Genomic DNA, 23,387 nt, shown 5'->3' on the forward strand with positions numbered 1-23,387 from the left:
CTTATTTTTTTATTTCTAATTGTTAGTCAATTCGTTCCGATTTAAAATCCACTCGTGTTTTTTCTCGTTATGAAACTTCCAAATTCGTTCAGGTCCTGCCATCACATTTAAATAATAAGAGGTGTAACCATCTGGCACGCCGACAGGATGATATCCCTTAGGTACCTCCACAACATTTTGATGCTCTACAGTCATCGTTTCATCTATAGAATCATCCTCTGTATATACTCGTTGAAAAACAAAGCCTTGCTCTGGATTCAGCTCATGATAATACGTCTCTTCTAAATAAGATTCGTCAGGTAAATTTTCTTGGTCATGTTTGTGTGGTGGATAGCTAGAAAAGTTACCACCTTCAGTGTAGACTTCAACCACCAACAAACTACTGGCAGTATCAACATTGTCTGGTAAAATGTTATGCACTAGTCGTTTATTCTGATATATCCCTCGTTTTTCAACCGTATTTTCCTCAGCGGTAATCACGTGCACTGGTAACGTTTTTTTAGCTGGCGAATAACAAAGGGCCAAACGAACAGTAGCAGAAGTTGCTATTAGTTCAAACGACGTTTTTGCTGAGATATAGATACTATCTGTCGGAATTTTTTCAAAAACAGAGGTTCGTTTACCTAAATTCTCGTACCATTTATCGCTCACCTTAACATTGATTTTGCCAGTTAATACGACGATACAAACTTCCAGTTCATTACCAGCTTCTTGATACATTGCTCCATTATCTAATTCAAGAACTTGAAACTCAATATACTGTAAATCAGTGTTGTTTTTTCGAATATTTTGAACTTGTCGAACACCGGGAGCTAGTTCTTTTATCAACGGTTGATGTTTCAATGTTTTTTTCAATTCATTCGCTCCTAACTTTTTGGTTGTATGACGAATACCTAATATTTTCTAGCAGTTACAAGTTTTTCTTTTTTAACTTGGTATGCTTCTTGAATCGCTGGTTTTTCTGATACTTCAGCAACACCGACATTCCACCAACTACCATCGTAACCAGCAGTCATCGTTTTAGGAAGAACATTTATTTCAATCAATGTCGATTGCGTTTGGTTTTTCGCGTCGACAATCGCCTGTTTTAGTTCTTCAATCGAATGGACTTGATACGCTTTGGCACCATATCCTTCAGCGATTTTAGCATAATTGATATTCATAATTTCGCCTTTTGTATTTCTAAATTCCGTCCCTTGACTTACGCCGCCATTCTCCATTTGCAGATTATTAATGCATCCGAACCCAGAATTATTGAACAGAACAATATTGATTTTTTTGTCATATTGTAATGCAGAGACCAGTTCGCTATGCAACATCAAAAAACTACCGTCACCGACTAATGCGTAAACCTCTTGATTAGGATTAGCAAGCCGTACCCCCATTGCACCAGCAATTTCATAGCCCATACAAGAATAGCCATACTCTAAATGATAAGTATTTTCCTTTACAGGATTCCACAATCGTTGCATATCGCCTGGCAATGACCCTGCCGAACCAATCACAATCGCATCATCTTCGACAAAATCATTCAAATGAACGAAAACCTCTGTTTGTGTCAGAGTTGTATTCAAAGAATCAGCATAATCATTTAAAATATCCTGTGTAAAGTGGTTTTTGATTTCCGGATCAAAATCTTTCCGTTTAAAATGAGTTGTTTTTAATCGCTCCCGCTCTTTCACCCATTCGTTCTTCAGTTCAGTGATTTTTTCACCATAAGCCGTTCGATATCCTTCTATCATTGGCAGAATTCCTTCTAAGGTTGCTCGAGCATCTCCCACAATTTGAAACGCTTCCATTTTGTAAGTCTGTGGTCGACTTACGTTAATATTTATCATTTTTGATTGTTCAAAATTAAAAATACTTTTTGATGCAGTGGTAAAATCCGTATAACGCGTGCCAATTCCAATAATCAAATCCGCTTGCTGAACAGCTTTATTAGCAGCTGAGGTACCTAAAATTCCCAAGCCTCCAAGATTATTTTCAAATTTCCATGAAACAGTTGATTTACCAGCATGTGTTTCAACCAAAGGTATCTGATGAACTTGAGAAATTTTCTGAAGGCTCTCACCTGCTTCTGAATACTTGCAACCGCCCCCCACAATAATTACTGGGTGTTTACTATCCTTTATCAAGTGACTAGCTGTTTCAAGCTCACGAATTGTCGGCATCCGTCGATCGATATAATGAACTCTTTTTCTAAAAAACTCTACTGGATAATCATAGGCTTCTGACTCAACATCTTGTGGCAAACAAATGGTGGCAGGTCCTGTAGTTGCAGGATTGGTCATAACTTCAAATGCCCGTAGCAATGCTGACATCAGTTGTTCTGGCCGATTAATACGATCCCAATAGCGAGAAACTGCTTGGAAAGCATCGTTGGTAGAAAAAGTTACACTTGATTCATGTTCCAACTGCTGTAATACGGGATCTGGTTGCCGAGTAGCAAACGTATCTGCTGGCAGAAACAATACAGGTATATTATTAGCGAAGGCGGTTCCAGCAGCAGTCAATAAATTAGCTGAACCTGGACCTGCAGACGCTGAAACTGCGAATATTTTCTTACGTAAACTTTGTCTAGCAAAAGCGATAGCAGCATGAGCCATCCCTTGTTCGTTTTTTCCACTGTAACTTTTTAAATGTCCCGGATCTTGTTCCAACGCTTGACCAATCCCTAAAACATTCCCATGACCATATACATGAAAGATTCCTTCCACATAAGGTGTTTCTTTTCCATCAATGCTAATATATTGTTGATTCAAAAATTTTAATAATGCTTGTGCTGTCGTTAAACGAATCGTCTTTTCCATTTTATCCACCTTAAATCCTAGCGATCATTTCGCCGTATATTTCCTTCTCCAGTTTAATGAACTCTTTTACTTCTTGCGTCGTTGGTAAAGAATCTGAGCAATTGTTACTTTTGACCATCATCGAAGCTTCCGCTGAGCCAAACTCCAAGCAATCGATAATTTCCCAACCTTCAAATAAACCATATAAAAATCCAGCTGCATAGCCATCACCGCCACCAAATCCCTTGCGTGCCTCCACTGGAAATGGTTTAATTGAAAACTGTTGTTGATCTGCTGTATAAGCTGTTGAGCCTTTCATCCCGTGTTTAATAACGACTATTTGAGCGCCACAATTATGCCAAAAAACAGCGCTTTCATTATCTGTCATATTTGGTTGAATCAATCTTTCAGTTAAATCAAATTCTTCTCTCGAGCCCATAATAATATCTGATTCTTTCGCAACTATTGAATAATAAATAGCGATTTCATCCACATTTTTCCAATTGTATTCTCGATAGTCTATATCAAAAATAATTTTGACGTTGTTTTTTTTCGCTAACATCACAGCTTTTAACACGGCTTCTCTTGAAGGGCTTTCCGCCAAAGCAGTCCCTGAAATTAATAAGGCTTTTGAACGTTTCAAATAATCTTCATCGATATCTTCGACACTTAGTTGTAAATCCGCAGCTTGGTTCCGATACATTAAAATACTACTTTCTTTAGGTGATAGCATTTCTGTAAAAGTCAGACCCAACTTTTCGCCATGCTGCGCTTTACTTATCTGAGAAGTATCAATGCCTTGCTCATTAAAATAATCAATAACATATTCTCCAAACTGGTCATCGGATACTTTCCCAATGAAGCCAGCTTTCATCCCATGTTTGGTGATACCCACGGAAATATTTGCAGGAGAACCTCCCACAAACTTTTCAAACATATGAACATCTTTTAAAGGCTTAAATTCTTCTTTAACTTGCTCATTATAGGCAGGGTTAAAATCGATAGCCACTCTACCTAAAAGAACTAGATCAAATTCTTTTGATTGATCAAAGCTAATATAACTCATAGATCCACCTCTTCTTCGTTCTTCTATTATTTACAAACGAATTATAGCACGCTTTCAAAATGCGTGCAACATTAAATTAGCACATTATATTTGCGTGCATTTTAAAAGAACGCAAAAAAAGAAGCATGAATTGCTTTACAGCAAGCTTCACACTTCTGTTAAAGATTATATTTTGTTTTAATAATGATATCTGTAAATAACATCTCTTCTGTCATAAATTTATTATTCTGTAGTTGATTCGCTAATAATAGTAAAGAACGATAGCCCTGCGTAAAACCATCTTGATCAATTAGAAAATCAACTTGATTTTTTTTCAGCATCTCGATATTTTTCTCAGTTAAATCATAGATAATCACATACGGTCTGTCTTTCCCTGCCCTTTTTTTCAACACACGAGCAATTCCTGCTTGACCTCCTGAAAACACAACGACACCTTTTAAATTAGTGTAGTTCTCTAATGTATCACTTAAAATCTTTTCGACTTCATCGCTCGAATCAAAACTGCTTTGAACACCTGTTAATTTCAATTGTGGAAATGACTGTTTCAATTCTTCAACAAAACCAGCAACTCGTAAACTATTCACACTATTTCCAAAATATCCAGTAATAGCTAGGACATCTCCCTCTCCTTTTGTCAACATTCCTAATAATCCAGCAGCTGTCTTCCCGCTTTTAAAGTTATCCATTCCGACAAAGCATTGACGTTTACTACCAACAATGTCCGAATTGAATGTGATGACCTTAATGCCTTGTTCCGTAAGCTGATTGATTTTTTCCCTAATCGCCACACTATCAACTGGCATGATGGCAATTCCTTTTACACCAAGTTCTAACAAGCGTTCAAGTGCCTGTAACTGCGCCGCTTCATCGACCCCGTCTATTTCCTCTAAAAAGCAATCGATATTTCTTTTTTTTAGATCACCTATAACTGCTTGTAAACCTGATCGAATTGGAATCATAAAAGAAGATTTTGCCAATTGTGTCACAACACCTAATTTGATTGGTTCTTCTTTGGCCATCTTTTTTTTCTTCGGAACATAGTTCATTTCTTTCGCTATTGTTTTAATTTTTTCAGCAACCTCAGGATTGATTCGGCCGCGATTATTCAATGCTCGATCCACAGTTCCCCTAGATACTCCTGCTTTTTCAGCAATTTCTTTTATTGTTCCAGCCATTTGTTCTCTCCTTATTTACTTGATTTGCAAAATTATTTTGATTATTTATAAGCTTTTGTATGTATATTCTATCACAATATAAAAAAGCACGCAATTTTGCGTGTTTTATTTTAAAATGTAGTTTACTTTAATTTATATTTTCAAAAAAAGCACCTCAGCTCAGACTGAGGTACTTTTTTGATAAGTTATTTTTTCTGATCATCTTCATCCATTTTCAGAACCGCCATAAAGGCTTCTTGAGGAACTTCCACGGATCCAATTTGTTTCATCCGTTTCTTCCCTTCTTTTTGTTTCTCTAACAATTTACGTTTACGAGAAACATCGCCACCATAGCATTTAGCCAGTACGTTTTTTCGTAAGGCTTTAATATCTGAACGAGCTACAATTTTTTGACCTATCGCCGCTTGAACTGGGACTTCAAACTGTTGACGTGGAATTAGTTTTTTCAGTTTCTCAACAATCGCTTTACCACGCTCAAATGCGAAATCTCGGTGAACAATAAAGCTTAAAGCATCCACTTTTTCAGCATTTAATAGAATATCCATTTTCACTAGGCGGCTGGTACGATAGCCAGCCATTTCGTAATCTAAGGATGCATAGCCTTTTGTACTTGATTTCAATTTATCGAAAAAGTCAAACACGATTTCAGATAACGGAATTTCATAAACTACGTTTACACGATAATCGTCTAAGTAATCCATTGTAATGAATTCGCCACGTTTACGTTGTGATAATTCCATTACTGCTCCTACATAATCGTTTGGCACCATGATTTGCGCTTTAACATAAGGTTCTTCCACAGATTCAATCGTTACTGGTTCTGGAAATTCAGCTGGGTTGTCAACAACAACGGTTGTTCCGTCAGTTTTATTAACGTGATAGATTACAGACGGTGCTGTTGTAATTAACTCTAAATTAAATTCTCGTTCCAAACGTTCCTGAACAACATCCATGTGTAGCAAACCTAAGAAACCACAACGGAAACCAAACCCTAAGGCTTGCGATGTTTCCGGTTCAAATTGTAACGCCGCATCATTTAATTGTAATTTTTCTAATGCTTCCCGTAAATCATTGTAGCGCGACGTATCAATTGGATATAAGCCACAATACACCATTGGATTCATTTTGCGGTAGCCTGGTAGTGCTTCTGCTGCTGGATTGTCGGCCAAAGTCACTGTATCCCCGACCCGTGTATCTTGAACCGTTTTAATGCTAGCGGTGATATAACCCACATCACCAACCATTAAATAATCACGAGCAATTGGTTTCGGTGAAAAAACGCCGACTTCTGTTACATCAAACGTTTTACCGTTACTCATCATTTGGATTTTATCCCCAGGACGAACGACACCGTCAATTACACGGATGTTTAAAACGACCCCCCGATAACTATCGTAAATAGAGTCAAAAATCAAAGCCTTTAAAGGAGCCTCAATATCGCCTGATGGAGCTGGTACATACTCCACCACTTGTTCTAAAATATCTTCAATCCCAATCCCTGCTTTTGCACTTGCTAAAACAGCTTCCGATGCATCAATTCCAATTACGTCTTCAATCTCTGTCCGAACACGCTCTGGATCAGCGGCGGGTAAATCAATTTTATTAATAACAGGTAAAATTTCTAAGTCATTATCCAATGCCAAATAGACATTTGCTAGCGTTTGCGCTTCAATTCCTTGCGCCGCATCAACAACTAGAACAGCCCCTTCACAAGCTGCCAAGCTACGAGAAACTTCGTAGGTGAAATCGACGTGCCCTGGTGTGTCAATCAAATGGAAAGTATAGGTTTCACCATCTTTGGCTGTATAGTTTAATTCAATTGCGTTTAATTTGATGGTAATGCCGCGTTCTCTCTCTAAATCCATTGAATCAAGTAATTGATCTTGCATTTCTCGACTGCTAACTGTATTTGTTTTTTCCAAAATCCGGTCGGCTAAAGTTGACTTCCCATGGTCAATGTGGGCAATGATCGAGAAATTACGAATTTTCTCTTGTCTTGCTTTCATTTCTTTATTGTTCATTTTTTGCCTCATTTCTTTTAAGAAAAGCTAGCTCCCTGCTAGCTTCATCAATCAATTGTTATATTTTAGTTGCCTTTTTTATCAAATTATCATGTTTAAAGGTCTAGGATAATCAGCACTTTTCATTATACCAATTTTTGAAGAAGATTTAAAGCACTTCCCTTTTATTCTTTTGGTTTCGAAAGGCTAACAGAGTTTCGAAAAATTTGGTATACTAAAAACAGTAAATTTATTGGAGATGGAAAAATGGATGAACAAGAATTTCGAAAGCAACTGACCTTAAAGCCTGTTGAGGAAGAACACATTGATCAATTTAATGAACTTCTTTCCTATGTTTTTCAAGTAACTGAAGCGGATATTGAAGAAAGTGGTTTTGAAAACAAACGCGCATTTATCAAATCAAAACAACCGATTTTAGAACTTTCAAAAGTATTTGGCTGGTTTCACGAAAATCAATTAATTTCACAAATTGCTATCTATCCATGCGAAGTCAATATCCATGGCGCTTTGTATAAAATGGGCGGCGTTACTGGTGTCGGTACCTATCCTGAATATGCCAACCACGGTTTAATGAAAGACTTGATTCAAACGGCATTAGAAGAAATGCGCCAAGATAAACAGTGGATTTCTTATCTTTTCCCTTACAACATTCCTTATTATCGACGTAAAGGTTGGGAAATCATGTCCGACAAGTTATCTTTTAAAATTCGGGATACGCAATTACCAAAAACCGTTCCTGTTCCAGGAATGATTGAACGGTTAGCTGTCGATCACCCAGATGTCTTTGATGTCTATGCGCGATTCGCTCGTCAAAATCACGGCGCGCTCATTCGTAGTGCCTTCAACTGGGAAGAATATTGGCGTTTCGAAAACGAAGAAGAACGGACTGCTGCTGTCTATTATGGTGCCAATCAAGAACCTTTAGGAGTACTTTTTTATTGGGTGGCCGATGAGGTATTTCATATTAAGGAAATGTTTTACTTGAACCAAGAAGCCCGAAATGGCTTGTGGAATTTTATTACTGCGCATTTTTCGATGGTTTATTGGGTCAAGGGCGATATCTATAAAAATGAACCACTAGCCTTTCTTTTAGAAGACAGCCAAATTAAAGAAAGCATTGAGCCCTATTATATGGCTCGAATTGTTGATGTCAAAGCCTTTTTAGAAAACTTTCCTTTTGAAAGTACAGCTAAGCCCTTTCATTTTGTCGTTAAAGATCCTGTTGCTGAGTGGAATAATGGTATTTTTGGCTTAATTTGGGATGAAAATGATCAAGTAACCATTACGGATGAACCTCTAGGCACCGCCGTTCACTTAGATATTCAAACACTAACTTGTTTAGTCATGAATTACCGACGCCCTTCGTACTTACATCGAATTGAGCGCATTGATACAGATAAAGAAACTTTAAATTCTTTGGAACGGATTTTTCCTGACCAAGAAGCTTATTTCAGTGATTATTTCTAAACCCTTGGATTGGAGACAGACAAATGACAAAAATTTATTTTGCAGGACCTTTATTTTCGCAAGCTGACTTACGTTATAATGCCTATTTAGTCGAACAAATTCGACAATTGGATAAAACAATCGATCTTTATTTACCACAAGAAAATGCGGCGATTAACGACAAATCTGCTTATGCCGATAGTAAAATGATTGCCTTAGCAGATACAGAAAACGTCCTTGCTAGCGACTTATTGGTTGCTTTATTAGACGGCCCAACCATTGATGCGGGCGTAGCTTCCGAAATTGGTGTTGCTTATGCCAAAGGAATCCCGGTGGTTGCCCTTTACACAGACAGCCGCCAACAAGGTGCTGATAATCACCAAAAGCTTGATGCTTTGAACGAAGTCGCTGAAAATCAATTCCATTATTTAAACCTTTACACAGTTGGTTTGATTAAATTGAATGGTCGGGTTGTTTCTTCAGAAGAGGATTTGTTGGAAGAAATTAAGCAACGATTGTAAAAGTATATATTATATATAGGGCGAAAGAAAAAACTCAAAAGTTAGTCTAACTTTTGAGTTTTTTCTTTCTAATCCTTACTTTTTTATTTCTTATTTTCAAAACTTAAATTAAGAGACAAAAATATTATTTTAAACTAATTGTCTATGTATAAAGGATATTTTAAGCTATAATAGTTATGATTTTACATTTTACATTTGGGGGTTTATACATGTTTCGTTTTATTATTGGTATAACTGCTTTTATTTTAAGCTTTGTCGGTTACGGCATATCTCTAAGAAAAAAAGAAGTGCCACGTGACTTTATTCCTATTATTATTTTCTCTTCAATAATTGTAGCTATGTTTTTAGGCGGTCTTCTTAACATTCTAAAAGTCATGATACTTATTATTATTTTCAGTGGTATATTCTTATTGTTATTTGATTTTTGGAAAAATAAAAGTATTCGGCGATCTTTAAAAGATCTATTATCGCCAGGTATACTTTTTTTCCTGTTATTTAGTTTTATTTTCTTTCTTGTTAGTCGAAACAGACTATTCATGCATTACGATAATTTTTCACATTGGGCTTTAATTGTTAAATCAATGTCTCTGACAAATAGCTTTCCTAGTTTTAAAACGGATGTCATAATGTTTACTTCTTATCCACCAGGATCGGCTGTTTTTATTTATTATTTTATTAAATTAGTAGGCGTCACAGAAAGCAATGCTATTTTTGCACAAATATTATTAATTTTAGCTTCCATAACGACCATCTTTAATTGGAAAAATATTTTTTCTACCAACTTTTCGCAAAAACAAAATAAAAATGTAAAAAAACTACTCGTATTCTTTTTGGCTGTTTTTTCATTTTACTTGTTTAAAGGCCCAACTTCTCTAATGGATCTTTTGGTAGACAATCTATTGCTGCTTTTGGGAACGGCAACCATGAATATTATTTTTTATTATTATCATGATTTCAAACGCGGCTTAATCCTGTCAAGTCCGTTAATGATTAGCCTTTTACTAGTGAAAAATAGCGGAGTTATTTTCATTGGATTAAATACTATATTTTTATTTATAAGTTTTTGGAATTGCTATGTCTTAGGGAAAGAACGTTGTACAAAAAAAGAACTGTTCCAATTTTTATTAGTCTTACTAACGCCATGGATTTCTTTTTTTCTTTGGCTACGCCATACAAAATATGTATATCCAGATGGAATGTCTGGGAAGCATGATATGAGTATTGCTTACTATAAAAAAATATTTTCAGAAAAAAGTTTTTCAGATATTGTTGAAATAAGCAAACGGTTTTTACTTAGAATGTTCTCCTTTACAAGCTCAAATTTTCTATACGAATTGTTACTTTTCATTATAATTGCACTAGGGATTGCCTTCTATCTTAATAAAAAAACTGCTATTCCGATTAAAACATTAAAGCTACAAATTATCAGTAGTTTGGTTTTATTTTTAGGTTATATGTGTATTTTGTGGGCGATGTATCTTCTTTCTATGCCGACTCCAGAAGCTTTAAACTTAGGAAGTTTTGATCGTTACGCTGGAAGTATTTTTAACTTTCTAATTGCTTTTATTATTGTGCAACTGCTGTGTTATATAGCTAAAACAGACAATTATAAAATTATCATGACTTCCTTGTTATCATTAACGCTATTGTTCTCCTGTGTTATATTTGTTCGAATTTCTGATTACTCATCAATCTTTTTAAGTAATCGTTATCCAAATAGCTTACGCGAACAAATAGAGCAAGCCTTACCTAATTCAAAAAATGCTTTAAAAGACAGAGACACTTCACATTCATATGCTGTCTATTCACCAGCCAGCAAAAATGATGCTGGTTACTCAGGTTTCTTTTTACGATATAAATTATTTAATAAAAATTCTTCTGTAATTTATGATTTAAATGATTCTTCTACTTTTAATGATAAAATTAAAGGTAAGGATTACTTAGTTGTAGTGAAAGATGATCCTAAAATCTTGGAATACATTCAACGTAATAATTTAACTAAAGTAGAAAATAACACGTATAAACTTCAGTAAAAAAAGAACGAGCGAATTCGCTCGTTCTTTTTTTATACTTCTTCTATTGGTTCATTTTCAAAAACTAATTGATTGTCTAATAGACTAATCGTGACTTTTGTTTTTGGCATTACTCGTCCAGAAACAATTTCTTTTGCTAATGGTGTTTCGACTTCGCGAGTAATGAAACGTTTTAACGGACGAGCTCCATAAGCTGGCTCATACCCATTTTCAGCAATCCATGTTTTAGCTTCATCAGTGATTTCCAACACAATTTCTTGTTGCTCTAAACGATGAGCAAGTTGTGCGGTCATTTTACCAATGATTCCTTTCACATTATCCAAGCTCAATGGTGTGAATAAAATGGTATCATCAATTCTGTTTAAGAACTCTGGTTTAAAGTGTCCTTTTAGAATATTCATGACTTGATTTTCAACTTCTTCTGGAATTGTTCCTTCAGGTGTCACACCTTCCAATAAAAGCTGAGAGCCGATGTTACTTGTCATAATTAAAACCGTATTTTTAAAATCAACGACCCGACCTTTAGAATCTGTCAAACGACCATCATCTAAAACTTGTAATAAGATATTAAAGACATCTGGGTGCGCTTTTTCAATTTCGTCTAATAAGACAATTGTATAAGGGTTTCGACGAACAGCTTCTGTTAACTGGCCACCTTCTTCATAACCAATATAGCCTGGAGGGGCACCAACCAAACGAGACACGGCATGTTTTTCCATGTATTCACTCATGTCAATCCGTACCATATGATCTTCAGAATCAAACAAATCTTCAGCTAAAGCTTTAGCAAGTTCTGTTTTACCAACACCAGTTGGTCCTAGGAAAAGGAACGAACCGAGTGGGCGATTTGGATCTTGTAAGCCTGCTCTTGAACGAATCACCGCATCACTAACAGCATCGACGGCTTCATCTTGACCAATCACACGTTTGTGTAATGTTTCATTCAGTTTCATTAATTTTTCTCGTTCGCCTTCAACTAATTTTGTCACAGGAATGCCGGTTAAACGACCGACCACTTGCGCAATTTCGTTTTCAGTAACCGATTCTTGTACCATTTTGACGTTATCTTTAGCGTTCTTTTCTTCCAATTCTTTCAATTCATGTTCTAATTGCGGAATTGTTCCATGACGCAAAACAGCAGCTCGTTCTAAATCATAATTATTTTCAGCATCTTCTAATTCGTGTTTTGCTTTATCAATCTCTGCACGTTTGTTGGAAACCGCATTAACTTCTTCTTTTTCCGTTTCCCATTGCATTTTCATTGAGTTGGCTTCTTCACGCAAATCTGCTAATTCTTCTTGCAAGTTGGCTAACCGTTTTTTACTTGCATCATCCGATTCTTTTTTCAAGGCCGCTTCTTCAATTTCTAGTTGCATTAACCGACGTGTTACTTGATCGAGCTCTGTAGGCATCGAATTCATTTCCACTCGAATCGTTGCGCTTGCTTCATCGACTAAGTCAATCGCTTTATCTGGTAAGAAACGATCAGTAATATAGCGATCGGATAAAGTAGCGGCAGCAACTAAAGCATTGTCATGAATATTCACGCCGTGGTGAATTTCAAATCGTTCTTTTAAGCCACGCAAAATAGAAATGGTATCTTCTACTGTTGGTTCTTTGACTAATACTTTTTGGAAACGACGTTCTAAGGCTTTATCTTTTTCCATATATTGGCGATATTCATCAAGCGTTGTGGCACCGATTAAATGCAATTCACCACGTGCTAGCATCGGTTTTAATAAATTCCCGGCGTCCATACTGCCTTCAGTTTTACCAGCTCCGACGATATTATGAATTTCATCAATGAATAAAATGATTTTGCCATCACTTTTTTTCACTTCTTTTAAAACAGCTTTTAACCGTTCTTCAAATTCGCCACGGAATTTTGCTCCCGCAATTAAGGCGCCCATATCTAAAGAAAAAATAGTTTTATCTTTTAAGTTTTCGGGAACATCTTTACGAACGATTCGTTGTGCTAATCCTTCAACAATCGCTGTTTTACCAACACCTGGTTCACCAATTAAGACTGGATTATTTTTAGTTTTTCTTGATAAAATCCGAATAACGTCACGAATTTCTTCGTCACGACCAATGATTGGATCTTGTTTTCCTGCTTTTACTTGTTGTACTAAGTCAACACCGTATTTTTCTAGTGCTTTATATTGTTCTTCCTGGTTTTGAGAAGTCACACGATCTCCTCCTCTCATCTCTTCAATATTTTTTCTTAACTCTTTTTCTGTAATGCCTTGTTGCATTAAATATTTTGTTAAACGATAATTTTTCAATTTCATTAAAGCTAAAAGTACAATTTCGGTTGATAAAAATTCATCTTGGAATTCTTCTCGAAGTGAATCAGCTTCTTGCAATAAATGGAACAAATTTTGACTTAAATTTTGACCATATTGCACATTACCGCCTGCCACACTTGGATATTCATCTAACGCGTTATCTACTTCTCGTTCAAATGCATCAACATCTAAACCAGCATCTGTGTAAAAATTACGCCCAAAATGGTTTGGTTGAAGAAAAATTTTCCATAAATGTGCAATATCAATTTCTTGATGTTGCCGTGTCACCGCAACTTTTTGAGCTTCAGCAATCGCCTCTTGTAGCGTTGTTGTCATTTTTTCAATATTCATAAACGATCCCTCCCGTTTATTGTTTTGTCTTTTTTTATTTTAACATTCTTTACAATTATTATTATCCGACTTTTGATGGATTTCTTCAAAAGTTAAGGTATTCGTAAACCTTATAAATTTATTATACCCTATTGGTCAGTAAAGGTCAATAAATAAATTGACCTTTTTTGACCTTTTTGATAAAAAAAAACCTAAAACAGTTAAATATCACTGTTTTAGGGCTTTTTTCGCAATAACAACTAGTTTGACCAACTCTTTATTACATTGATTTATTAAAAATAAAGTTTTAACGTAAGATACTTTTTATCGGCATAGCTAACCAAAATAGCCAAACTGGTTATTGCTAAAAATAATTCGTACTCATAACCACTAAAACCACTTGCCAAACCAAAAGAAAAAATAGCTCCGACTAAAACTGCTATGAATCCTACTGATACCAATGGAATTAAAAAACCAATAATCATAAATAATCCACCAATTAATTCAATTGCTGCTACACCATACACGAAAAGGCTTGGCAAACCAATACTAGCAAAAAACGCTAAAGTATCTTCCAATGACGTTACTTTCATCACTCCATGAATTAACATCGTCACCCCTAGCCAAATTCTAATCACTTGAATGCCTCGCTGTTGTTTATCCATACTTCTCCTCCTTTGTTTGCATTTAATAGTTAATGTAACTATCGAAGTTACATTATAAAGGATAAATCGAAAAAAGTATAGAAAAAAACAAACGTATTTAACAATACGTTTGTTTTTTAATATTCCTGTAAAACTTAGAAGCGTTTTTTCTTAATACAATTAACTTTCCTTCTAAGTAAATCATACTAAGATTAGACTACATCGTCCAATGACCAAGTTACTGTCGATTGATATACTTTTGATATTTCTCCTACATTTGCAGGCACAGTTAATTTTATCTCTTCAAAAGGAAAATATAGTTGCCAAGTTCCACTTCCTTGTGCTCCAGTTGCTGTGATTATTGATTGGGCTGTTGCACCCGATCGAAAAGCTTGAGAACCTAACATCGGTCCATTAGTAAAACCAGTCGTTACTGATTCCTCGGCTGTATTAGCATATTGAACTTTTTGAAGTTGAGTGTCCGCAAAGTTCAAGGTAATTCCTTCTCCTTGTGGTAAAGATTTACCAGTTTTATCTTTAAATTCAGATAAACTAACGTTTAATTTCCAACCTGTGCTAGTTGGTCGATTATCTTCTAGACGTAACATAAAACTAGCTTGTTGTAATTCGGGACTTCCGACATAGCTTGCTGAATTTAGTCCATAACTTTTTGCCGTTGGCGAAATCGTTTGTTTGCCAAAATCAAACGTACTTGGTGTCCCCATCAATACAGGTCGTTGCCCACTCCATTTCGCATATAAAGTTACAGTCCCATTATTAGTAGCAGTTAATGTCGAAATTATTTGTTTATCCGTATAGACAACTGCACTTGTCCGTGTCCTTGACCAACCAAGGAACGTATTACTCTCTTTCGTAAAGGTGTTGGCTGGTAATGGCTTGCCTGTTCCATAAATAAAACTAGCGTTAGGCATAGTACCAGTTCCCCCATTTGCATCAAACTTTACGGTATAAGCGTTCCCCTTCCAAACAGCATAATAGGTCTTAGCTGAGGCATAATTAACGAGAGGGTTTGTTGTAATATCTGGTGTTGTGGCACTGGCTGTTGTCGCCCAACCTTGAAAAATATAGCCTGTTCTTGTTGGCTTCACAACCGTGCTTAAATTAACTACTGTCCCAAAAGTATAGGCTTTAGCAGCCGTACCACCCGAGCCCCCATTGGCACTAAAAGTCACATTCACTGAGATTGGTTTCCAAATAGCTTTCAGAGTTATTTTTGTGGTAGTTGACGTAGACGTAAAGCTAATCGTTGCTCCCGGTTGATATTTTTTGGTTGGTGTTTCAACATCTTGCCATTCTACAAAAGTATAACCACTAAGCGTTGGTTTGGCTGTTGGAATGACAATTTTGCCGGCATCATTCACATCTAACTGGATTGTTTGCGGAGAAGGTAAATCTTTCACTCCACTTCCAGGAACTGTAATACTCGGTAAATTTTGTTCATAGGCTACTTGAGCAAACTCTGTGCTAAAGGTAATTTCATCACTAACTGCTGTTAAAGTGGCTCCTGCCTTAGCTTCTTTAGCAGAATATTGAAATTGGTTAATTGCTTTTTGATTCTCTGCATCTGGCACTAAAAAACTCATAATCGCATCTAATGTCTCACTTGGTTTGATTGTCGTTGCGCCAAAATCGACATAGATTGCTGTGATTAAAGCTGAATTAGCGGGTTTAGTTGTAGTGAACCCTAAACTGGTTAGTTTAGTGGCATTCCACGCTTGCAAATCATTGTTAGCATAACTAGGCAATTGTGAGACAGGCTTAGTTGTATAGTAAGTTTTGGCTGTCCCATTATTACTGGTCAAGTTTGTAAACCCGATGCTGCCTGTTGAACCACGACCATCACTAGAAGAAGGTAAAATATTATACAAGCGAACGTTATTGAAGTTTGTATTTCCAGAATTTTTAATGACCGTTTGCATTTGCGGGGTGCCTTTGCGGTCTACCGCAAAGATATTCGTATTTGACCAAGCTTGCGTCGCGGAGCCACGAGCATTAGTAGCGCTGTCTAACTTAGAAGAATCCACAACAGAAAAGCCGACATTAAAAGGAGATGAGTTGATCTCGTAGCTATTTTCTTTCGTGTTGTCTACACCGATTTTTTTAGCCTCTGCAGCGGATAATTGAGTAAGTACACCATGAAAGAAATCAGTTGGCTTAGGGCTACTATAGGCGATATAAGGAATTTGATAGCTTCCAGAAGTAGCTGAACTATCCACTACAAATTCTAAAGGAATCCGAAAAAAACTAGCCTCTCCCGTTACTTTAGATTTATAAGCCGTGCTGGACGTCTTAAAACGATAATAATTGTAAGTTGTATCATTTGTAGCTAAGGTTTCAACGGTCACCGAAGCTGGATAGGTCACTTGATTACTCTCATCAATAAAATCTTTTTTCGTAGTCGCTTTTAAACGTAACTGTTTGGGAACTTTAATTGTAATAATGGGATTCTCCCAATCCCCAGAAGAAGTATCTGTATAGTAGCCACTATTTCTCCCGCTTATTTCATAGTTAATCGTGTCCCCAGGCAGTTTATTTTCACTATTAACACTGGTAAGTCTAGCAGAAACACGTAAGGCCACGCCTTTATTATAATATACTACATTATTGTTTAATTTAAGCTCTGTAGGAGTCCCCGTTGCATCTTGGTACTGCATTGTGGCTCCAAAGGTGATTGGATTAGTCATCTTATAAAGTACTGTCCCATCTGGCCACCGCCCATTTGGCCAACTTTTAATGCCATATCGAAAAATCATTCCGTTCCCTGGAGGTAACGAATTGGCGGTTGTACCATCGGTTCCCATAGGAATAATATCAATGGTTGAAATATACTCATTGGTTGCTAAAGTTGGCAAAGCAGGGCTAAAATAGCCAGTAGTAGCGGGCGTACTGCTCCAACTAGAACGACTCGTTCCAGTTACGGCATTTTTAATATGATACAAAGGCCGATAATAGGCGGGGGTACTCACTCCATCAGTAACACCATAAATATAGAGATTATCAAAATTTCCCTTAGCTGAGCCTGCAGTTAATTCTTGTAATTTGTATGTCACTCCTTGAATTGGTTTAGCGCCAGTATTCTTAATAGTAGCAGAGCGGCTAAATGAACCATAGCCAAAAGTGTAAAAAGTTCCAGCTGTCGCTAAATTGTCTAAGTTATTAACTGTGTTAGTAGAACCTGTGACAGTCGAATGATAGCCTGTTCCTGACAATTGAAAATCTGGCCGAGAACGTTTTACATAACGTTTCGTAGTGGTAAGCGTATTTATTTTCCCATTTAGGAATTTTACCTTCATTCCAAAATTGACAGAAAAAGTACTCCCTTCTGCATACGTTTTATTCAAAGTAACCCTTGTGTTAGTATAGGCTAAATCAATTCGAGTTGCTGGGTTTTCTAAAATATTTGGTGAGAGAGTTACTAATTTCTGATAGTACCGAGTAAAACCCGCTGGCACACTAGGGTCTTGTGCATTTGTGACCCCAGTTTTTAATAACGCATTAGCTAAAGTTCCCGTTAATGTAGCTCCTGTGGGAATTTCAACATACACTTGATGCTCATAACTAGTGTCTAAATTCGCTCTAGCTAAATAATTAAACCGATAAGAGTTTGTCACAACAATATCACCATCAAAATAATTGTCATCACTAGGAACTGCGTAACCAGAAAGCACATATGAAGCACTAGAAACAGCCACATCAGTTTTTAACACTTTATTTGCCGCTGAACTTGCTATTTGTGTCCCCGTATTATCAAATACCTTCGCTTGGAGATTATTCCACACGATTTGTTCAGGTGGGATTTTGGCATCATAGACATCATTAAATTTAAAACGTAAATTAATCGTCTCTAAAGTTGTCTTGGTTTCTTTCAAGCGAATAATTAATTTTTTATTGGCCGTATCATTTACATACGAAGCCACAATGGAGTTAGCACTAGGTGTACTAGGTGTGACCAACGAAAAAATCGGTTCTGTACTATCAAAGTCTTTAAAAATCGGGTCACTTTTACTTGGATAAAAGCCATAAGGAAGCTCAATCGAAGTACCAGTGAGGCCCGCTTGGCTGATGGAAACTGGTAAAGAAACAGTTAAGTAATCTGGTGCTGTTCCTGTCGCAGGGTCAGTATATGTACGATAAGTGGCTGGTGCAGTCAAACCGACCGTAATCCCATTCGCTTTAGCGGCAATGTTTTTAGACTTAACGACGGGGTTGCTTTTTTCATTTTCCTTTGTTTGCTTCTGCTCACTACTCTTCTGGGTCTCTTGTGGCACTACTACTTGCTCTTTCACAATCGTCACGTCTAAATTATTAGCCAACGTTTCTTGGTTTTTATCTTTGACTGACAAGGTAAAGGTTCCTGCTTTTGTTGTCGTTAACAGCAAGTAACTCTCCCCCAACTGGGCTAAGTCTCTTAAAACCAAGCTATGTTGTTCTTGATTATAAGAACTATGCTCCTGCAATTGTTGGTTCTTTTGGGGATTATATTGAATTTCCTGAGGCAATTGGATTTCCGCCCAAGTTACATTACTAGTTATTTTTAGATAAAAATCCGCTCCGGCAGTTACTTGACGTTCTGATTCTTGTTGTGACCAAGTAAAGGAAACAGTTTCTACTTCTTTCGTTGCTTCAGTTGCTTGAGTTTTTTCAATTGAAGAATCGGTTGTTTCAGTTGTTTCTATCGTTTGCTTGGACGGTTCTGATAGCTTAGGTAATGAATCTTCAATAATTTGTTGCATTTCACTCGTTACTGTTGTTGACTCAGTCCCCTCAGCTAAGCCATTAATTGGTAAAATCATCGTGCCTAATAATATGACACAGATTAGATTAGTCATTTTCTTGTTCATAACCAACACCTGCTTTTCCTTTTTATTTCTTTACTATTTAGTTCTACTCTTTTTAAGGTAAAAATAAATGCTAACTACAACGAGGACCATTGCACTACTCCCCACTAACAAAAACGGTTGCCTTTTTGCTGAAGGTGTATTCGTCGACCATTGTTTTATTTGCGTTTGTGTAATTGTAAAATCTTTTCGCCACTGCCATTCGCGATTACCAGCGCTTACTTGGCTGTGAACAGTATAAGTTCCCGCTGGCAGGACAACGTCATTCAATGGCAGATCCATAGCTAATAGCGAATTAGGTGCCACTGTCACATCTGCTTGTACTTTTTTTAGTAACTCTTTTGTCTGACCTTTTTTGGTTAACCAATTGGTAATTGTTGCTTCTTTCATAACTTTTGGTTGCCGATTTTGGTATGTTACTTGAACCACAGGTTGGCCAGCACTGATCGTTGTACCAACTTTTTTTAGTTGCAATTCTGCTCCTTCATCAAATGGTTGTTTATCTTCTGTCAACATGACGGAAATAGTATACGCATAGGTTGATGTAAACTGATTACTTGTTAATGATTCATCCTCTAATTGTTTAATAAACCGTAATGCGCCTAATTTAACTCCAGAAAATGGCTCTTTGGGTATTTTGATTTCATAATTCACTATTTTTTCTTCAAAGTTTTTTACAGTGACCGTAGCTTCCTTATTTTGCAAATGAACAATTTGTGTGATGGAATTTGTCAAACTAGAATCTAGTTTGGGGCTCGTCTGCGTATAGTCAATCTGTCCTTCCGTTCCGTTCACTGCATCATGAATACTTAAAGCGACAGTTACGGGCTCTTTTTGCAAACTTCTGATTTTCACTTGAATAATCTGCTGATTACTTGGCTGAACACCTAAATAAAAATAAGTTTGGTTCTTATCTAGCTGATTATCTGGTATCACACTTTCAACTGTGAAACCCGCCAGTGGCTGTGGCTCTGGTTGTTGGGATAAAGCAACTTCGAAGCGTAAAAAGATTAGATAACAGCTAACTATAAAACAGAGATAACCGAATATTTTTATTCCATTCCCCGTCGTTTTATTTGGGACTTGTGACAATTTCATTACAATCAACTTTCCCTCCATTCTTTTAATAATTATCGTTAATAGACTCATTATAGCTAAAGATACACAAAAAAAAATTTTGAATTTTTAAACCCATAATTAAAAAATGATATATGCTTATCCTATAAGGGTTTGATAGCGCTTTACACCTATGAAAACACCTAAATTCCATCTTTTTTTGAAAATATCTCCTTTATAATCTAAAGAAAAACCAAACAAATAGCGAGCAAACGTCAAAAGGTAAATAAATGAATTATACCTTTTGACGTTTGCTCGCTAAAAATTAATACTTTTTCTTCTCATTTCTACTAAATAACTTTTCAACTTTTTTTCTGAAAACAAAAAAAGCGCTCAGGAAGAAACTGTTTTTTCCTGAACGCTCTTTTTTATCCTAAACCAACACGTTCAAAAATCGTGTCAACATTTTTTAAATGATAATGATAATCAAAGGCATCATCTAGCTCTTCTTTTGATAAGACAGATGTAATTTTTTCATCCGCATCTAACAACGGACGGAACGCCGTTTGATGATCCCATGCGTAAGCTGTTTTTGGTTGGACCAGATCATACGCTTCTTCACGTGTCATGCCATGGTCAATCAATTTTAACAAGACACGTTGGCTATAAATTAGTCCATAGGTCGCATCCATGTTACGCTTCATATTTTCTGGGAAGACCGTTAAGTTTTTGACAATATTACCAAAACGATTCAACATGTAATTTAGTAAAATCGTCGTATCGGGAATAATAATCCGTTCAGCAGACGAGTGAGAAATATCTCGTTCATGCCATAAACTCACATTTTCAAAGGCAGTAATGACATGACCACGAATCACACGTGCCAAACCAGTCATATTTTCAGAACCAATTGGATTCCGTTTATGCGGCATTGCCGAAGATCCTTTTTGTCCTTTTGCAAAAAATTCTTCTACTTCACGCGTTTCTGATTTTTGTAGACCACGAATTTCTGTTGCAAATTTTTCAATACTTGTCGCAATTAATGCCATGGCAGAAACATATTCTGCATGTAAATCACGTGGTAAAACTTGTGTCGAAATCTCTTGAGCACGGATCCCCAAATGTTCGCAAACATATTCTTCAACAAATGGTGAAATATTGGCAAAGGTACCTACGGCTCCACTGATTTTACCCGCTTCGACACCTTTGGCTGCATGTTCAAAACGTTCAATGTTGCGTTTCATTTCAGAATACCACAACGCTAATTTCAAACCAAATGTAGTCGGTTCTGCATGAACGCCATGCGTTCTTCCCATCATGACCGTATGTTTATACTCTTTGGCTTTGGCTCCGACAATCTCCGTAAATGTTTGTAAATCTTTCCGTAAAATATCATTCGCCTGTTTCAATAGATAACCATAGGCAGTATCCACAACATCTGTGCTGGTTAACCCATAGTGCACCCATTTTCGCTCTTCACCAAGCGTTTCTGAAACGGCACGAGTAAAAGCGACAACATCATGACGTGTTTCTGCTTCAATTTCTAAAATACGTGCAACATCAAATGATGCATTTTCTCGGATTTTTTGTACATCTTCTTTAGGAATTTCGCCAAGTTCTGCCCAAGCTTCATCCGCCAAAATTTCAACTTCTAGCCATGCCTTGTAGCGGTTCTCATCTGTCCAAATTGCGCCCATTTCGGGTCTTGTATAACGATCAATCATTGTACCTTATCCCCTCTTTACTCCTCAATTTTTGAAAAATAATTACGACCAAATCTTTGTTTCTTTAATTTCTTCCAGTGTTTCATCGATTTCTTTGGTTAATATAGTAATATGCCCCATCGCTCGTTGCGCTTTTGCTTCACTATGGCCATAATAGTGGAAATGCCAATCTGGATGTTCATTAATAATGTCCATCGTTTCATAGGCTTCATTCCCAAGCACATTGACCGTAACCGCTTCTGACAACAGTTGAATCGTTGGCATTGGCCAATTACATAAACCACGAATATGCGTATCATATTGGCTAAAAGAACAAGCATCTATTGAAAAATTCCCAGCATCTTCTGGACGAGGTAAAATTTTATTTACATAAATCCCGCCTGTTTCTGTATAAAACATTTCAATTGAAAGGGTGCCGACTAAACCAACTGCTTTAGCAATCACCTTAGCAATTCGTTGCAACTCACCACTGACTTCGTCATCAATTCGGGCTGGTGCAATCGTTTCATGTAGCTTACGCTCTTTTTTAATTGTTTCCACAACTGGAAATGTCGCAAATTCGCCACGACCATTACCAGAAATCAGAACAGATAATTCTTTTTCGTAAGGAATCCAAGCTTCCAAGACACAGGTTCCTTCTCTCAGAAGATTCATGGATGGCGCTAAGTCTGAAGTACTATGTAGTACATAACGACCTTCCCCTCGCGTATTCTTCAAGATACACGGATAACCAATGCCATCAATTGCTTCTTGAATATCAGTCGGACTAACAATCGTTGCATAAGGTGCAATCACAATATTATTATCTTCCAAGAAACTTTTTTCCATTAAGCGATCTTGCGTAATCGCTAAAATGTCTGTTCCTTGTGGTATATTCGCTAAATGTTGAATCGCTGTTAACGCATCAACATCTGCATATTCAAATTCATACGTAATCACTTGGGCACGTTTTGCCAATTTCTCTAACGCTTCAGGATCATTATATGCTCCTAATAATTGCCAATCGGCAACTTGTGCAGCAGGACAATCAATTTGTGGATCTAGCACACCCACTCGAAACCCCATTTCTCTTGCACTAAGGGCCATCATTTTTGCTAAATGTCCGCCACCAATGATACCAATCACTTGACCAGGTAATAGTGGTTTATCCAAGTTCATCACAACTTTCCATCACAGTTTTATCCTTAAAATCCTTCTGCGGTTTCTCGTCGCAGTCTAGCCTTTAAGAGTGCTCTTTTTACATGATACAAGGAAAAAGGCTCAACTTCAAGTGCCAGCAGTGTTTCCCTTAGGTTTTCTCATCAGAATTTATTAACATATTTTAGGATAAAACAGCGGTAACTTACTACTCGTCTCTTTGTAACCAAGCTTTTTTCTCTTATTCTCTTCAGATTAATGAAAACATTAAATTTTTCTAAACGATGATGAGGTCAAA

The 23,387-nt window shown here is 36.7% G+C and carries 14 protein-coding genes; 3 read left to right on the forward strand and 11 right to left on the reverse strand.

Going from position 1 to position 23,387, the window contains the following annotated elements; genetic code table 11:
• Positions 1–15: 15 nt before the first annotated feature.
• From iolB to lepA, 5 genes are all read right to left on the reverse strand, one after another.
• Positions 16–855 carry a 5-deoxy-glucuronate isomerase gene (iolB, locus tag IGL93_RS09040; RefSeq protein WP_010775990.1) on the reverse strand — a complete coding sequence of 280 codons (840 nt, stop codon included), beginning with the start codon at positions 853–855 and terminating at the stop codon, positions 16–18.
• A 38-nt stretch (positions 856–893) separates the two neighbouring features.
• Positions 894–2,810: a 3D-(3,5/4)-trihydroxycyclohexane-1,2-dione acylhydrolase (decyclizing) gene (gene iolD, locus IGL93_RS09045; RefSeq protein WP_010775991.1), complete on the reverse strand. Its 1,917-nt coding sequence runs from the start codon at positions 2,808–2,810 to the stop codon at positions 894–896.
• 10 nt (positions 2,811–2,820) lie between these two features.
• A complete protein-coding gene (gene iolC, locus IGL93_RS09050) occupies positions 2,821–3,855 on the reverse strand; it encodes a 5-dehydro-2-deoxygluconokinase (RefSeq protein WP_010823830.1) in 1,035 nt (344 codons plus the stop codon).
• Between the two features lie 158 nt (positions 3,856–4,013).
• Entirely contained in the window at positions 4,014–5,030 is a 1,017-nt protein-coding gene (locus IGL93_RS09055) for a LacI family DNA-binding transcriptional regulator (RefSeq protein ID WP_010775993.1), read from the reverse strand.
• 185 nt (positions 5,031–5,215) lie between these two features.
• On the reverse strand, positions 5,216–7,051 hold the full coding sequence (gene lepA / locus IGL93_RS09060) for a translation elongation factor 4 (RefSeq protein WP_002362155.1): 1,836 nt from the start codon (positions 7,049–7,051) through the stop codon (positions 5,216–5,218).
• A 246-nt stretch (positions 7,052–7,297) separates the two neighbouring features.
• Between lepA and IGL93_RS09065 the strand changes: the two genes are divergently transcribed.
• From IGL93_RS09065 to IGL93_RS09075, 3 genes are all read left to right on the forward strand, one after another.
• Positions 7,298–8,518 (forward strand): GNAT family N-acetyltransferase, encoded by a 1,221-nt coding sequence (locus IGL93_RS09065; protein WP_002356813.1) that lies wholly within the window; start codon positions 7,298–7,300, stop codon positions 8,516–8,518.
• A 23-nt stretch (positions 8,519–8,541) separates the two neighbouring features.
• The gene (locus tag IGL93_RS09070; RefSeq protein ID WP_010713229.1) at positions 8,542–9,018 is read left to right on the forward strand and encodes a nucleoside 2-deoxyribosyltransferase; all 477 of its coding nucleotides are present in this window, start codon (positions 8,542–8,544) and stop codon (positions 9,016–9,018) included.
• 209 nt (positions 9,019–9,227) lie between these two features.
• Positions 9,228–11,051 carry a hypothetical protein gene (locus IGL93_RS09075; RefSeq protein WP_010775994.1) on the forward strand — a complete coding sequence of 608 codons (1,824 nt, stop codon included), beginning with the start codon at positions 9,228–9,230 and terminating at the stop codon, positions 11,049–11,051.
• Positions 11,052–11,083: 32 nt separating this feature from the next.
• On the opposite strand, the gene clpB is transcribed toward IGL93_RS09075, so the two are convergent.
• The 6 genes from clpB to purK form a co-directional block, all read right to left on the reverse strand.
• On the reverse strand, positions 11,084–13,690 hold the full coding sequence (gene clpB / locus IGL93_RS09080) for an ATP-dependent chaperone ClpB (RefSeq protein WP_002362158.1): 2,607 nt from the start codon (positions 13,688–13,690) through the stop codon (positions 11,084–11,086).
• Between the two features lie 272 nt (positions 13,691–13,962).
• On the reverse strand, positions 13,963–14,334 hold the full coding sequence (locus tag IGL93_RS09085; protein ID WP_002359784.1) for a DoxX family protein: 372 nt from the start codon (positions 14,332–14,334) through the stop codon (positions 13,963–13,965).
• A 191-nt stretch (positions 14,335–14,525) separates the two neighbouring features.
• On the reverse strand, positions 14,526–19,175 hold the full coding sequence (locus IGL93_RS09090) for a WxL domain-containing protein (protein ID WP_174094372.1): 4,650 nt from the start codon (positions 19,173–19,175) through the stop codon (positions 14,526–14,528).
• Between the two features lie 33 nt (positions 19,176–19,208).
• Positions 19,209–20,270 carry a DUF916 and DUF3324 domain-containing protein gene (locus IGL93_RS09095; protein ID WP_029644921.1) on the reverse strand — a complete coding sequence of 354 codons (1,062 nt, stop codon included), beginning with the start codon at positions 20,268–20,270 and terminating at the stop codon, positions 19,209–19,211.
• 386 nt (positions 20,271–20,656) lie between these two features.
• A complete protein-coding gene (gene purB / locus IGL93_RS09100) occupies positions 20,657–21,952 on the reverse strand; it encodes an adenylosuccinate lyase (RefSeq protein WP_002356808.1) in 1,296 nt (431 codons plus the stop codon).
• Positions 21,953–21,994: 42 nt separating this feature from the next.
• Complete coding sequence (purK, locus tag IGL93_RS09105) at positions 21,995–23,110, reverse strand: 5-(carboxyamino)imidazole ribonucleotide synthase (protein WP_010775997.1); 1,116 nt, start codon at positions 23,108–23,110, stop codon at positions 21,995–21,997.
• Positions 23,111–23,387: the final 277 nt, after the last annotated feature.

It is taken from the genome of Enterococcus sp. DIV1328a, from assembly GCF_050536905.1.
In the GTDB taxonomy this organism is placed as follows: Bacteria; Bacillota; Bacilli; order Lactobacillales; family Enterococcaceae; genus Enterococcus; species Enterococcus faecalis.

Bases quoted from the DNA above. Each gene is read 5' to 3' on its own strand.
- iolD (WP_010775991.1), bottom strand. From the start codon at position 2,810: ATGGAAAAGACGATTCGTTTAACGACAGCACAAGCATTATTAAAATTT.
- iolC (WP_010823830.1), bottom strand. From the start codon at position 3,855: ATGAGTTATATTAGCTTTGATCAATCAAAAGAATTTGATCTAGTTCTT.
- IGL93_RS09055 (WP_010775993.1), bottom strand. From the start codon at position 5,030: ATGGCTGGAACAATAAAAGAAATTGCTGAAAAAGCAGGAGTATCTAGG.
- lepA (WP_002362155.1), bottom strand. From the start codon at position 7,051: ATGAACAATAAAGAAATGAAAGCAAGACAAGAGAAAATTCGTAATTTC.
- IGL93_RS09065 (WP_002356813.1), top strand. From the start codon at position 7,298: ATGGATGAACAAGAATTTCGAAAGCAACTGACCTTAAAGCCTGTTGAG.
- IGL93_RS09070 (WP_010713229.1), top strand. From the start codon at position 8,542: ATGACAAAAATTTATTTTGCAGGACCTTTATTTTCGCAAGCTGACTTA.
- IGL93_RS09075 (WP_010775994.1), top strand. From the start codon at position 9,228: ATGTTTCGTTTTATTATTGGTATAACTGCTTTTATTTTAAGCTTTGTC.
- clpB (WP_002362158.1), bottom strand. From the start codon at position 13,690: ATGAATATTGAAAAAATGACAACAACGCTACAAGAGGCGATTGCTGAA.
- IGL93_RS09085 (WP_002359784.1), bottom strand. From the start codon at position 14,334: ATGGATAAACAACAGCGAGGCATTCAAGTGATTAGAATTTGGCTAGGG.
- IGL93_RS09090 (WP_174094372.1), bottom strand. From the start codon at position 19,175: ATGAACAAGAAAATGACTAATCTAATCTGTGTCATATTATTAGGCACG.
- IGL93_RS09095 (WP_029644921.1), bottom strand. From the start codon at position 20,270: ATGAAATTGTCACAAGTCCCAAATAAAACGACGGGGAATGGAATAAAA.
- purB (WP_002356808.1), bottom strand. From the start codon at position 21,952: ATGATTGATCGTTATACAAGACCCGAAATGGGCGCAATTTGGACAGAT.
- purK (WP_010775997.1), bottom strand. From the start codon at position 23,110: ATGAACTTGGATAAACCACTATTACCTGGTCAAGTGATTGGTATCATT.